The 14,755-nt window shown below is 36.8% G+C and carries 12 protein-coding genes; 11 read left to right on the top strand and 1 reads right to left on the bottom strand.

The window, feature by feature from the left end:
• Nucleotides 1-163 precede the first annotated feature (163 nt).
• From V8G61_RS03665 to V8G61_RS03615, 11 genes are all read left to right on the top strand, one after another.
• Nucleotides 164-1,480: an aminotransferase class I/II-fold pyridoxal phosphate-dependent enzyme gene (locus V8G61_RS03665; protein WP_394874076.1), complete on the top strand. Its 1,317-nt coding sequence runs from the start codon at nucleotides 164-166 to the stop codon at nucleotides 1,478-1,480.
• Nucleotides 1,481-1,764: 284 nt separating this feature from the next.
• Nucleotides 1,765-2,508 (top strand): glycosyltransferase, encoded by a 744-nt coding sequence (locus V8G61_RS03660; RefSeq protein WP_394874075.1) that lies wholly within the window; start codon nucleotides 1,765-1,767, stop codon nucleotides 2,506-2,508.
• On the top strand, nucleotides 2,495-3,892 hold the full coding sequence (locus tag V8G61_RS03655) for an ArnT family glycosyltransferase (RefSeq protein ID WP_394874074.1): 1,398 nt from the start codon (nucleotides 2,495-2,497) through the stop codon (nucleotides 3,890-3,892). The genes V8G61_RS03660 and V8G61_RS03655 overlap by 14 nt, the downstream gene beginning before the upstream one ends.
• Nucleotides 3,893-4,115: 223 nt before the next feature.
• Complete coding sequence (locus V8G61_RS03650) at nucleotides 4,116-6,593, top strand: zinc-dependent metalloprotease (protein ID WP_394874073.1); 2,478 nt, start codon at nucleotides 4,116-4,118, stop codon at nucleotides 6,591-6,593.
• A 187-nt stretch (nucleotides 6,594-6,780) separates the two neighbouring features.
• The gene (locus V8G61_RS03645; protein WP_394874072.1) at nucleotides 6,781-7,260 is read left to right on the top strand and encodes a cupin domain-containing protein; all 480 of its coding nucleotides are present in this window, start codon (nucleotides 6,781-6,783) and stop codon (nucleotides 7,258-7,260) included.
• Between the two features lie 139 nt (nucleotides 7,261-7,399).
• On the top strand, nucleotides 7,400-7,894 hold the full coding sequence (locus V8G61_RS03640; RefSeq protein ID WP_394874071.1) for a VOC family protein: 495 nt from the start codon (nucleotides 7,400-7,402) through the stop codon (nucleotides 7,892-7,894).
• Between the two features lie 164 nt (nucleotides 7,895-8,058).
• Nucleotides 8,059-8,520 (top strand): hypothetical protein, encoded by a 462-nt coding sequence (locus tag V8G61_RS03635; protein ID WP_394874070.1) that lies wholly within the window; start codon nucleotides 8,059-8,061, stop codon nucleotides 8,518-8,520.
• 129 nt (nucleotides 8,521-8,649) lie between these two features.
• Complete coding sequence (locus V8G61_RS03630) at nucleotides 8,650-10,353, top strand: arylsulfatase (RefSeq protein WP_394874069.1); 1,704 nt, start codon at nucleotides 8,650-8,652, stop codon at nucleotides 10,351-10,353.
• 194 nt (nucleotides 10,354-10,547) lie between these two features.
• Nucleotides 10,548-11,009: a hypothetical protein gene (locus V8G61_RS03625; protein ID WP_394874068.1), complete on the top strand. Its 462-nt coding sequence runs from the start codon at nucleotides 10,548-10,550 to the stop codon at nucleotides 11,007-11,009.
• Between the two features lie 273 nt (nucleotides 11,010-11,282).
• Nucleotides 11,283-12,650, top strand: a complete 1,368-nt coding sequence (locus V8G61_RS03620) for an alpha-amylase family glycosyl hydrolase (protein WP_394874067.1) — start codon at nucleotides 11,283-11,285, stop codon at nucleotides 12,648-12,650.
• A 159-nt stretch (nucleotides 12,651-12,809) separates the two neighbouring features.
• Nucleotides 12,810-13,337, top strand: coding sequence for a RidA family protein (locus V8G61_RS03615; protein WP_394874066.1), 528 nt, complete (start codon nucleotides 12,810-12,812; stop codon nucleotides 13,335-13,337).
• Nucleotides 13,338-13,339: 2 nt separating this feature from the next.
• Here the strand turns inward: V8G61_RS03615 and V8G61_RS03610 are convergent, their stop codons facing one another.
• A complete protein-coding gene (locus V8G61_RS03610; protein WP_394874065.1) occupies nucleotides 13,340-14,566 on the bottom strand; it encodes an aminotransferase class V-fold PLP-dependent enzyme in 1,227 nt (408 codons plus the stop codon).
• Between the last annotated feature and the right edge of the window lie 189 nt (nucleotides 14,567-14,755).

Here is a 14,755-nt window from a genome sequence, read left to right as displayed (position 1 = left end):
CAACGGTTTTATTTCTTCTATTCTCCAAAAACCAAAAGAACTCATGGTTGAGTGATTAAATTTATTTTTGGTTTATATTTCAAATTGTACTTTTTCAAAAACCCGAAAACTATCCTTTTACTTATCTTAGTGCTAAAAGCAACGGAGATAACTTCGGCTTTTAATGTACTTAATTACTATGAATTTAAAATACCCAAGCCTTTCAGAACGAGGAAATGCTCTGGCCAGCAATCCTGCCCGGATTGATTTAGAACTATTTATGGAGGCCAATGAAAACTTGTATCATCCTGAAAAAAATCCTGACGGTGCATTTCCCCTTAATGTGGCCGAAAATCAGTTATCTGCTACAGAGATTAAAAATAAACTGACCACTATTTTCCAGAAACAACAAATCCCTGATTGGGTTATGGTGTATACGAGTGCTTTGGGCCATCCTGAGGTTAGAGCTACAATCGCAAAATTCATGTCAGAGCATTTATGCCATTGCCCTATAGCTCCGGAAAATTTAGGACTAGCTGCCGGAGCCGCAGCCGTTATCGAGACCAGTACATTTTTATTGGCCAACGCTGGAGATATTGTGGTAATACCTGCACCCTCCTACCCTATGTATACAAAGGATATTGGGGTTAAAAGTCATCTGGAACGCTACGACTTGCAAACACATTTTGATATTCATGAACTTGGAACTACCGGCCCCGTAACTACGACTTTATTAGATAAGGTTTTGGACGAATTGAAGGCAAACTCCAAAACCTTTAAAATTTTATTGATCACAGCACCAGATAATCCTACCGGGTGCCGCTATACCGAAAAGCAGCTTAAAACACTTTCTGAATGGTGTACCAAACATCATATTCATATGGTAGTAAATGAAATTTATGGTCTTTCGCTTATTAACGAACAAGAAACTGATAAAGAAATATTCTGTTCATTCGCTAAAATAATGCAACGAGCACAAAGCGATTATCTCCATTTGTGGTATGGGTTTTCCAAGGACTTTGCCATGTCTGGCATACGCATTGGTGTAGCGCACTCCTTGAACGAAGCTTTTTTAAAAGGTCTGGACAATGTGAATGTTCCGCATATGGTATCAAATTTAGCCCAGTGGGGAATTGCGGAACTTTTGAAAGACAACACTTTTGTGAAAAGCTACATTAACGAAAATAAAAAACGTTTATTCCAAAGCTATACACTGGCAACTAAAACTTTGGAAAACCTCGAAGTCCCCTATGTTCCGGCTAAAGGCAGTTTTTTTATATGGGCCGATTTTTCAAAATACCTAAAAAATAATACGGACGAGGGTGAAACGCAGTTATGGCTCGATATATATAATAACACAGGAGTATTATTAACCCCAGGGAAAGGATTCCAACATCAGAAAAAAGGTCTTTTTCGCATCGTATTTACTGCAGTGCCTTATAAGCATTTGGATGTTGCTATGGCCCGAATGTATAATTACCTTTCTGAAAGAAGAATTTAAAGATTACAATGAACAAACTTTAAAGAATATCAACAGTAAACCACTTAACTAGATTCAAAAAAATCAAATAAATTTTATGGAAAAGGCAGGGCTTAGGGCAGTAAAAAATGATCAAAATAGAGCTAAAAACTCTAGATAATACCAATTAACTACATTTAATTCCCTAGATTTTTTACAAAAAGTCAAAACCTATGTTTGCTTTTGTTAATTTAGCAACCAATTGGCAGAAGCTATTAATTACATTAAATTAAAACCTCAGCAGCAGAGCAGCATAGCGCATATAAATGATCGAACCATTACTCATTATAATTCCTTGCTATAACGAATACAATAAGCTGGATGTAGATGCGTATTTACATTTTCTTAATGAGAATAAAGGGTGTAACATTTTATTTTCTAATGATGGATCAACCGATGGCACGCTAAACCTGTTACAATCGATTCGTAACAAATTTCCTGAACGCGTCTCCATTTTTTCTAAAAAAGTCAACCAAGGTAAGGCTGAAGCAGTACGTTCAGCCGTGAAACACAGTTTTAATACTGACGAAGCTTATGAAAAAATCGCTTATTTAGATGCAGATCTCTCAGTTTCTTTAGAAGAATGTATAGCCATATCAGAATATGTGAAAGGCAATATTTTGGTGGCCTTTGGCTCCAGAATTAAAAAAATAGACACTAATATTGAACGTAAAAAGTACCGGCATTATATAGGCCGGGTTATTGCTACCGCAATTTCATACATTATAAAAATCCCAATCTACGACACCCAATGTGGTTGTAAAGTTTTTGAAGCCGGATTGGCAAAAACCATATTTGAAGAAAAATTTATTTCCAAATGGTTATTTGATGTTGAATTGTTTTGCCGAATTATTGAAACGTATTCAAGAAGTAAAATACTTAAAGTATCCAGAGAAATTCCGCTTAAGCGATGGAAAGATACTAATGAATCTAAAGTAAAACTGACCTATTTCTTTCGTATTTGGATAGATTTACTGAAAATTAATAACCGTTATAATGAAAAAAATTGATGACAAACTATTTTTCGTAGTTGCTATCATCTTCCTCCTAGTTATCAGGCTATTTTTAAATGCCTATATACCCCTCATGGATAAAACCGAGGCACGGTATGGCGAAATTGCTAGGATCATGGCCGAGACTGGAAACTGGATCACACCGCAAATAGATTATAACACCCCGTTCTGGGCAAAACCACCACTTTCCACTTGGCTTTCAGCACTTTCAATGAAGTTATTTGGGGTAAATGAATTTGCGCTACGATTTCCGGCTTTTTTATTATCGATAGGCATCATAGCCGTTCTAAAGAACTACGTAAAAGATCATAAGCACTTTTTCATTGTTGCATTTATTTTATTGACCATTCCTGAATTTTTATTACACGCTGGGGTCGTTTCTACCGATACTGCATTGGCCTTTTGCGTGTCCATGATATTCTTGAGTTTTTGGAAATTTATAAATAACGATTCCGGCCAGTTTTGGAAATATCTCATCTTTGTTTTTGTTGGAATTGGCATTCTAGCGAAAGGACCAATTGTGATCATATTAACCGCCCCACCTATTTTTATCTGGGCCTTATACTATGGCAAATTGCTTCAAGCTCTTAAAAAAATGCCGTGGATAATCGGTATGGTATTAGTCTTGATCATCGCCGGACCGTGGTTCTTGCTGGCTGAAGAAAAAACACCTGGCTTTTTGGATTATTTTTTCGTGGGTGAGCATTACAAACGCTTTTTCGATTCGAGCTGGAAAGGTGATAAATACGGCTTTCCAAAACAGCAGCCACTTGGCATAATCTGGGCCTTTTTATTGGCTTTTGCTTTCCCATGGGTTGAGATTTTGATTGCTAAACTGTGGAACAGAAAAAGGCAGGTTCTAAAAGATTCCTGGACGGTTTATCTACTGCTTTGGTTATTATGGACACCTTTCTTTTTCACCTTCTCAAAAAGTTTGATCCACACCTATATTTTACCGGTTATGGTTCCAATAGCACTATTACTTCAACACTATTGGGAAAGCTTTAAAAACAAGAAAACCATTCTGGGATTAAGTTTAGTTTTACCCATAGCGATCATCGGCGCAACCGTTTTTAGTCTGGTTGGAAATAATCTTGAAAACCTAAGTAAAACGGATAAATATATTTTAAAACACCGTGACCCGGCCATTACAGATCTTTATTATTTGGATGGAAAAAGCTATTCTAGTCAATTTTATTCAGCAGGAAAAATAAAAGAGATCTCAGAGAAGGAGGTTTTAATACAAATAGAAAAAGAACGACCGTTTGAGATCATCATTGAAAAAAAATATTTAAAGGACCGCGATAAAGTTTTCATTAACAAATTAAGACGATTGGCTGAAAATAGAAACAACATACTTTATGTATATCAACCCAATTAAATTTAACGCTGGTAATTAGCTTAGTGGACTCCTATAAATAGCAACAATCACAATAGCTCTTAATCCAATGTTTTAAATTCCTATTAATTGCTCTCATTAAAAAGTTAAATAAATACTAAATTCCTCATTTAAGGTATTTTGGATTACAAGGAATCCGTAATTTCACATCGACTAACTCTAAAAAATAATTGTTTTGAAAAAGATTTCCCTAAGATCTATGTTCATGGCATTCCTTTTTTTGGTCTTATCGTGCGCGACAACCAAAAAAGCGGATAGCTCAAAAGCGGCAAATGCCTCGAAGGCAACTCCAACAGCCGGAATTAAAAAACCTGGAAAAGACGGCATCAAGCCCTTTAGCCAGGTAATCACTAAAAATGCAAAGACGGACTCCGGACTTTTCACCATTCACAAAATAGATGATGAATATTTCTATGAAATACCCGACTCGCTATTCGATCGTGAAATGCTGATGGTAACCCGAATTGCTAAAACTGCCAGTGGTATTGGTTTTGGTGGGGGTAAACAAGACGAAAAGGTATTGCGTTGGCAAAAAAAGGATAAGATGGTGCTGCTCCGCGTAGTATCTCATAACGTCGTTGCTTCAGACTCCTTACCCATTCACGAAGCTGTCGTAAACTCCAATTTTGAACCTGTATTATTTACTTTCCCGATCAAAGCGATTGGCAAAGATTCTACGAGTACCGTTATTGACGCTACCCCGTTATTTACCAAGGATGTTAAACCCTTTGGATTCCCCGTAAGACAACGAAAAAACTACAAAGTTTCGCGTTTGGAAAACGATCTGTCGTATATAGAAACGATTAAAAGTTATCCGCTTAACATTGAATCCAGACATGTAAAAACATATGCCGCAGGAGAGCCCCCTTCGAATTCTGATACTGGAAATATTTCCTTAATGATGAGTAATTCCATGATTCTTTTACCTAAAACACCTATGAAAAGACGCATGTTCGATCAGCGTGTTGGTTGGTTTACGACCTCTCAAACCGATTATGGATTGGAGGCTCAGGAAAGCAAGACCATCCAGTATTTAGACCGTTGGCGCTTGGAGGTTAAAGATGAGGATCTCGAAAAATTTAAACGAGGTGAATTGGTTGAACCTAAAAAACCAATAGTGTATTACATAGACAGAGCGACACCAAAGAAATGGCGAAAATACATTAAAGAGGGTATTGAGGATTGGCAAGTTGCCTTTGAAGCTGCCGGATTTAAAAATGCGATACTTGCTAAAGATCCACCAACCGAAGAAGAAGATCCCGACTGGTCGCCTGAAGATATCCGTTATTCAGTGGTGCGCTATTTAGCTTCTCCCATTCCCAATGCTAATGGTCCACATGTGAGTGACCCAAGAAGTGGCGAAATTTTGGAAAGTGATATTAACTGGTATCACAATGTTATGACATTACTTAGAAACTGGTTCTTTGTGCAAACATCAGCGATCAATCCGGAAGCGCAACGCGTTGAATTTAGAGATGAAATCATGGGGCGCTTAATACGCTTTGTTTCCTCACATGAGGTTGGTCATACTTTAGGCTTACCACATAACATGGGGAGTTCGGCGGCTTATCCGGTAGATAGTTTACGGAGTGCCACCTTTACCAAAAAATTTGGTACAGCACCTTCGATCATGGATTACGCACGATTTAATTATGTTGCCCAACCAGGTGATAAAGATGTGGCTTTAATGCCTAATATTGGTGTCTATGATAAATATGCTATTAGATGGGGATACAGACCCATCCCTGAAGCTAAAACGGCTGACGATGAAAAGGAAATTCTGGATGACTGGATTTTAGAACACGCAGGCGATCCATTATACCGTTTTGGAAGACAACAAAGCGGCGGTGTTATCGATCCGAGTTCTCAAACTGAAGACCTCGGTGATGATGCTATGAAAGCTAGTCTTTACGGAATTGCTAATCTTAAGCTAATCGTTCCGAATTTAATTTCCTGGACGGCCGAAGATGGTAAAAATTATGACGATCTAGAAACCATGTACGAACAAGTTCTAGGACAATTCAATCGTTACATGGGTCATGTAACAGCTAATATTGGTGGCGTTTATGAGAATTATAAGACCTACGATCAGGAAGGTGCAGTGTACACGCATGTTAACAAGGAAAAACAAAAAGAAGCCATGGCATTTTTACAAACTCAATTGTTTGAAACGCCGGATTGGCTTATTGACGAAAACATTTTCAACAAAATTGAAAGTGCCGGACATGTAGAGCGTATTCGTGAATATCAAGTAAGAACATTAAACAATTTACTTGATTTTGGAAGAATGGCTCGAATGAGCGAAAATGAAACCATCAATAGGCAAAATGCTTATAGCTTACTTAACATGATGCAGGAGCTTCGCTCAGGTGTTTGGAGTGAATTAAATTCAGGAAAATCAATCGATTTATACCGACGTAATCTTCAACGTGCTTATTTAGAAAGAATGTCTTATTTAATGACTGAAGAACAACGGGAGCTTTCGTCTCGCTTTAGAAGATATTCAACAAGAACTAATGTTGATGTTAATCAGTCTGATATCAGAGCTATTACACGAGCTGAATTAAAAACTCTAGAACGCTCTATCAGAGCAGGTTTAAACCGAACTTCGAATACCATGACGCGTATTCATTTACAAGATGCTTTGGAAAGGATTGATACTATTTTAAATCCTGAAGCATAATATAAATTATTATTGAAACATAAAAGCGCTCTCATCGAGCGCTTTTTTTTATTCTACTCAAGGTGTTGCTTCATAAAAAAACACATAGGGCCTTATGATTTCTAAGTTTTTAATTTAAAATAAGTTTAGGTTTTCTAGTTTACCTTTTATTTAATCACTATATTAAAGCTCTAAAAACCAATTAATTATGAAATTTTTAATCAACAACCTTACGAGAAAAATCATGTGTTTTATGATTTTATTGGCCCTTTCCCCTTTGGGATTTTCTCAAAGCGATGACAATTCAATTACCGAAGACTCTTTTAGCACCTCTGCAGACAACCCTGATTTAGAGTGGTTACCGGCACCGGAAACATTCCCGGGATGTTCATTAACAGTACTACATGGCGATATTGGAGAACCCCGGTTGGATTTCTTTTTTAAAATGGAGCCCAAAACGGTAGCGGTAAAACATATTCACAATTCAGCCGAACGCATGATCCTGGTTGCAGGAGAATTAGAGGTTCAATATGATGGTGAAGATCCAGTAGTTTTAAAATCGGGGCATTATGCCTATGGTCCGGCAAAAAAGCCTCATAAAGCAAAATGCCTAAGTGAAGAACCTTGTGTTCTATTTGTTGCCATGAATGAACCATTCAGTGTAGCGCCTATCACAAAAATAGATTAAGTAAAAGGATTGTTCACAAAATAAAATTCAGTGTCTAAATTAGATTAAAATCAATTGAGTTAGCTAATCAATCTTAGACACTGAATTAATATTTGGAATTAATAAAGTTCTTATTTTGAATATTAATTAAATTGTTAAAATGAAAAATATCACGACCCCTTACCTTGCTCTGGTCGCTTTCTTGATACTCCCAAAATTCTATGCCCAAAATAGTGACGCCAATATGCCGTCAGAAGCTTTAGCAACAACCTACAATTTAACATTGCAACATACCACAGTGGTGGTTAGTAACTTTAAAGAAAGTCAAAAATTTTATAAGGATATTTTAGGACTAGTCGAAATTGAAACCAATTTCCTTCCTGAAAATCAAATGTTCCTCGCATTAGGAAATAATTTAGAACTTCATGTTGGTGAAGTACCTGGGGTAGAAATTAACCCAAGTAATTTTAATCACTTTGCCATTTCTTCAAATAATTTGGACGCTTATTTACAACATTTGGAAAAGAACGGTATATTTCATTATAATTTGGGCGGCACAAATAAAGGGTTTATTCAAACAAGACCGGATGGTGTGAGACAAACATTCATTCAAGACCCGGATGGTTATTGGATCGAGATCAATGATAAAAACTAATATTCTTCTACAAAGACTACTACCAGGTGTTTTTTAGTTTAAATTTAAAAAGATGTACAACTGACCTACATCATTGAGTAAACAATTTTAAATGAATACTTTCAGGAATAAATCCTATTCCTCAGAACAAATATGTTATTGAGGAAGAGCTAATTCCTGTAGTCATGAAAAAATCAATTTACCTCATACCCTTTATTTTTATAATATTTACATGTAGCAAAAGTGATCCGGTTACCAATACTACCTCCCAAACATTTTTAGAGAAATATGCTGGAACCGTTTGGACCACCAGTGATGATGACGTAACGACCTATATTCGATTTGTAAACAATATGAATCACCCGATAGAGTATTGGATCGATGCCAATGAATGTTTTTATTATTTATTGGAGGAATTCTTTGAAAATGATGCTATCACACAGAACCTGAATGATACCATAGAGTTTACATATACCGAAAACGATGGGGATATTGTATATGTCGACATTATAACCGTAACTGTCTCCGGTAACACGATGGTGGCCGCTTACGAATATTACGAAGATGACACTTTATATGAATCAGGTTCTATTATCTTCATTAAATCCTCAGAAAAAGTAGATGACTTTATACTCTGTGACGACTAATTGATTCGGTATTATACCAAAAATTAAAACCGGCTTGGTTTCATAAAAAAATAGTACCTTTTAAAATCTAATTTTAGCATTTAATTAGATCATTATCAGCCGTACTAAAAATTAAAAACCACCAAGCGCATGACTTTTATATATTTCAATAAGTCCCCAAAATCTATTGCTAAAAATTTTAGAGTTCAATTTTTAAAATTTCTTTACCCCTCTTTTATTTTCATCTGCACTGGTGCAATAATATCCTGCTCAAACAAAACCAAAGATCAGTCTATTCAAATTAGGCCTAATATCCTTTTAATTGTTGCTGATGATCTTGGCTATGCCGATCTGGGATGTTTTGGTGGGCTCGTTGAAACTCCTAATATCGACCAATTGGCTTCTCGAGGCATTCGCTTTAGTAGATTTCATACTTCGCCATTGTGTGCACCAACCCGATCTATGCTGCTTTCCGGAAACGACAACCATATTGCCGGCATGGGGCTTATGGGTTATCGGAGTAATACAGTAGGCTATGAGGGACGGCTAACAAATCGCATTGCAACGGTACCTGAGGTTCTTAAATTGGCTGGTTACCATACCTATATGGCAGGGAAATGGCACCTTGGTACCGACTCGATATCCAATCCTGCTAAAAAAGGTTTCGAACGTTCATTTGTTAACTTACTTGGCGCAGGTAATCATTACGATGATCAAGGCTTGTTCTCTGATTTTCCAAAAACACCTTACACGGAAGACGGTAAACCTGCCCATTGGAACAATGGCGATTATTCCACCGACTTTTTTACGGATAAACTTATTGAATATATCGATTCAAATCAGAATGATAATAAACCGTTTTTTGCATTTGCTGCCTATACCTCGCCGCATTGGCCCTTGCAAGTAGATGAGAAATATTGGAAGAAATATGAAGGTAAATTCGATGCTGGTTACGAGGCCTTGAAAAAAGCTAATTTAGAAACTTTGAAAAAAGCAGGCATAGTCCCGGAAGACGCTGTTCTTCCACCGAATAGCAGTCGTGTTAAACCATGGGATTCGCTATCGGAAGATCAAAAAATGATGGAACGCCGAAAGATGGAATTATATGCTGGGATGGTGGATAATCTGGATTTTAATATCGGACGCCTCGTAGAACATTTAAAATCAATTGGCGCCTTTGAAAACACATTGATCGTGGTCCTGTCAGATAATGGTGCCGCGGCTGAAGATTTCTATTATCATGACTATTTTAGCCCATTTTTGAAAGAACATTTTAATGACGATTACGCTCATATGGGTGAACCAAATTCATTTATTTCTTACGGCCCACAATGGGCAGAGGCTGGTTCTGCACCTTTTAAATATTTTAAGGGAGTTACAACAGAAGGCGGTATTAACACCCCAATGATTATGGCTGGCCCCGGTGTTGCATTACAGAATAAAATTGAAGATTGCCTTGTCACCGTGATGGATTTGGCACCAACCTTTTACGATCTGGCAAAAACAAGTTACCCCGATAGTATCAATGGAAAAGGGATTTATCCACTTAAAGGAATTTCTTTGGTACCCCTCGTTTCTGGTAGTTCCAAGGACGTACACGGACCAGATTATGTTTTTGGTCTGGAGCACAGTAATATGAGTATGATCCGAAAAGGAAGTTGGAAAATAACAAACTTAAGTCGCCCTTTTGTTGAAGATAGTTTTAAGCTATATAATTTAAAGCAGGATCTGGCAGAAATTCATGACCAGAAAAAATTGCATCCCGAAAAATATAAGGAACTTATTGAAGAGTGGAAAACCTTTAAAAAAGATATGCTGATTCAAATACCTCTTTTGCATGACGAGGAGTTCTAACAATTCAAGAATAATACATGCAAAAGTTACCTATTGACCTTCCATTATTCCGATGTAAAAAATAGTCTCAAGCTCATTTCATTTAATTATAAACAACTGATGAAAATCATTGAGTGTAAATTTCAAATAAGGTATCTTATCGTACATCAATATATTTTGACCTCAACGGTCGAAATATATTTAATTTAACAGTCATGAAAAATTTAATTTACTTATTAATTTTAAGTCTTTTAAATTATAATTGTAGGCAGCAAGTCTATGATGAGAACCCTTTCGAAACTACTTTTTTAAACTTAAACGACAATACTGTCTGGGCGAATAAGTTTGAAAATTCAGTGACGTACTACCGGTTTATAAATGATATGAACCGTCCGCTGGAATACTGGGTAAAAGACACAGATTGTTACCAATATTTTCTGGACTCTTTTGAGAATGATGACGTGATCACCTTAAATTCAAAAGACACTTTTGAGATTACGATCAAGAATGATGCGGAAGATATTGAGTATATTGAGAAAATAACACTCACCGACGCAGGTAATGTGATTAAAGCTTTAATTCGATATTATGAGAATGGTGATTTGTACGACCAAGGAACTATTGAATTTTCGAAATCAGATCTAGACGTTAGTAGTCTTAAATTGTGCGAAGATTAATGAATTTGATAAAATAATTATAGGAAAGGAAATCTAAAAGAACTTAGATTTCCTTTTTTTTGAACTATTGTACTCTTGAAAAAGAACTTTTTAATACATTCTTGTAAAACAACAGGCATCATAGTTTATCTAAATCGAAGAAACCTTTAGGGTCAGGTCTTTTTAAAAAAAAATCTTATATTTAAGTCTCTTCAAAACTTGAAAACTGTAACCAATAATTTTTTATTTAAAACAGATTTATAAGGTTTTGAGACGCTAACTAAATGAGATCATATGAAATTTACACTGCTTTATATTTTGGCATTTCTCCTTATCACCAATTGTCAGGATAATAACAAAACTGAAGTACAAAAACCTGAAACCAAAACGGTTGAAAAAACTTTCCCCGAAAAGCTAGCAGATGCGACTATTTATGAGGTTAATATTAGGCAATACACCCCCGAAGGAACCTTTAAATCTTTTGAAAAACATCTCCCCAGACTTCATAAACTTGGTGTAAAAGTTCTTTGGCTTATGCCCATACACCCTATCAGTGAAAAAAACAGAAAAGGGCCCTTAGGAAGTTATTATGCTCCTCAAGATTATACGGATGTAAATCCTGAATTTGGAACTCTAGAAGATTTTAAGCATTTATTACAAAAGGCTCATGACATGGGATTTTATTTGATTTTGGATTGGGTCCCTAATCACACGGGGCGCGACCATAAATGGATAAAAGAACATCCGGAGTTTTATATCCATGATGAGAATGGAGATATTACCTACGAAGCTATGAGTCCGACAGATGTTTGGTGGGATACGGCGCTCTTGGATCACAAAAATCCTGAAACCCGACAAGCTATGATTCAGGCGATGCGTTTTTGGGTCGATCTTGGTATAGATGGTTTCAGGCTGGACCATGGTTGTGGTGATAAAATACCCTTGTACCTTTGGGAAGAAGCCAGAGCGACGTTAGACCCCTTACGAGATTTATTCTGGCTTGCCGAATGTGGTCATGAAACCTTTATTCTTGATGGCAGCTATGCCGACGAGCTTGAAGTAGAAATGCGCGCAATTGCCGCAGGAGAAGCATCTGCAGATGTTCTTTTAGACTGGATTAATAAGGACATGTTTAAGAACGGCAGAACGGCATATCGTATGACCTACACCTCCAACCATGATTTAAATTCATGGAATGGTACCGTATTCGAAAGGTTTGGTGATAAAAATAAGGCCTTTGCTGCATTTGTTTTTACAGCTTACGGATTCCCTTTGATCCTTGGAGGACAAGAAGTAGGCATGGCAAAGCGTCTCAAGTTTTTTGAAAAAGATACCATGAACTGGACCGATCCTAAAGGCATGGAGCCTTTTTACCAATCTTTGGTAAAATTGAGAAAGGATAATCCGGCACTTTGGGCAGGCGACGCAGGTGGCTTTCCCTCCTCTATTGAGGATAACAAAAATGTGGTAGGCTTTATTCGCGAAATAAAAGGGAACAAGGTTATTGGGCTTTTTAATTTTTCAGATGAGGATCAATCGGTTATAATTACCAACAAAGATGCTTACGGCACTTATTCCGATTATTTTACAGGAATGACCTTCTCGATTAATGAGAAACCCTTCGAATTAGAAGCCGATCAGTATCTCGTGTTTAGTGATTAATGAAAAGGGCTTAGCCTAAAAGCTTTTCAAATATTTTTAAAAACCTTACAAATAATATCACTATCTTGAAACAGCCAAGATTTTTATTACAAACATCTTGGCTTTCTAGTATTGAAGAAAATAAAATTGTATTTAATTCATAATTAACCAAAAAACAACATGATTAAACCAACCAACCACCGATTTATACAGGTAACCATCCTGACTCTATTCCTTTTTTCATTAAGCCTTCAAAGTTGTAAAGAAAAAGAGGCCACCTCTGAAAATACCATAACTCAGGAAATTGAAGTTCCTGCCGAAACTCCTGAATATTTTCTGCTCCGGCCAGAGGTTGAAAAAGCCTACGGATATTCACATGCTGTTAAAATAGGTAATGACATCAAAGTTTCTGGTGCTGTAAGTATGGATGATGAAGGAAATCCCACTGCGATTGGAGATCTGGAACAACAAATGAAAAATTGTTATGCCGATCTGGAAAAGGTTTTAGCACATTTTGACTGTACTTTTGACGATGTTGTTGTTGAAAATGTATTCACTACAAACATGCCCTTATTTCTTGAAAAGGCCGCTTATCGCAATGAGATTTACACCAAACATTTCCCAACAGGCACGTGGTTAGGCGTTAAGGAACTGGCATTACCGGAATTTATGATAGAGATCGAATTAGAGGTTCACAAATCAGAATAAACCTAAAGAGCAGATTTTAATCCCGCTATCAATTGATTAATATCGGCCATACTGGTGTAATGTAAAAAAGATATCCGAAGCACGCCCGGCTGCGTGGGTACCTCCATATCATTTAGTGGCCTTACAGCATAAAAATGACCCTTACCCAACATTAATTTATGTTCAGTTAAGGCCTCATAAAATGTATCTAAGGATTTGTTTTTGGGAAGTATTGAAATTATTGGAGCACGACCTTCTGCCCTTTCAGGACCAACGATATGCAAATCATTTCGAGACCTTAAGAAATTCATTAAATGTGTCAATAGTTCGTGCTCGTGATCATGAAATAATTTATTTACGGCCCGATTCCTTTCAGCGGGTATAGCGGGGGTTTCAAAATGGTGTTCGTAAATGGCATCAAAATAGTCTATCACCCCACTAGCTGCGGCAATCTGAGCATGATCGGGACCAGCAGGTGTGAGCATACTTCGCGTTACGCCATCTTTAAAAAAATGTGATTGATTTTCCATCCGACCAATCAGATCCTTATCCACATACATTAAACCTAAATGGGGGCCAAAAGTTTTATATAAGGAAAATAAATAAATATCTGTTCCTAGAGCCTTTAAGTCCGGAAACCCATGAGGCGCATAACCAACACCGTCAACAATAGATAGCGCTCCATGATGATGTGCCAGTTCACTTATTTCTTTAACAGGGTTTATATGTCCGATCACATTAGAGCAATGCGGAAAAGCGACCATTTTAGTACGCCCGGAAAATAATAATTTCAATTCGTTAATATCCAAAATTCCGGTATCTTGATTCACGTGCCATTCGATCACTTTTATCCCGCGATCTCCTAATCTGCGCCAGGCCCCGGCATTAGCTTCATGATCCTGGCAGGACACGATAATTTCATCACCTTCTTCCCACATCGGTCGCATAGCATGGGCTAAAACGTAGATATTTTGTGTGGTTGATGGTCCAAAATGAATTTCAGATTCATCAACATTCAAATAATCTGCAAAACGCTTATAGGAATCTTCCATAAGTTGTCCCGCTTTCATAGAAGCCGGATAAGGATAATTCACCTGCACCTTATTCTTCATATAAAAATCAGTTAACCGCTGTATGGTTTGTTGGCACGGATATGATCCACCAGCATTTTCAAAAAACGCCCAACCTTCTAGAGAGGGTTCTTTAAAGGCGGGAAATTGCGAACGAACATATGGAATATCTAAGGTCATAATACGTGAAGTAATAATTTGTTTTATCAGCAAGATACCAATTCAATTATATATTACAAAAGGCTTTAAATGATTCATTTTTTAAAATTTTACCTTTGAATTTTGTTATCTTGTAGTATTGAGTAATCGCTGTTGTAACGAGCGTAATTTTACAACCTGTTGGAACTGAATAAAAAAGAATACCTACCC

The sequence above is a fragment of the Gaetbulibacter sp. M240 genome (genome assembly GCF_043876815.1).
Classification (GTDB): Bacteria; Bacteroidota; Bacteroidia; order Flavobacteriales; family Flavobacteriaceae; genus Gaetbulibacter_A.
Note: the sequence above shows the minus strand (reverse complement) of the source record. Positions and strands in the feature narration are given on the sequence as shown.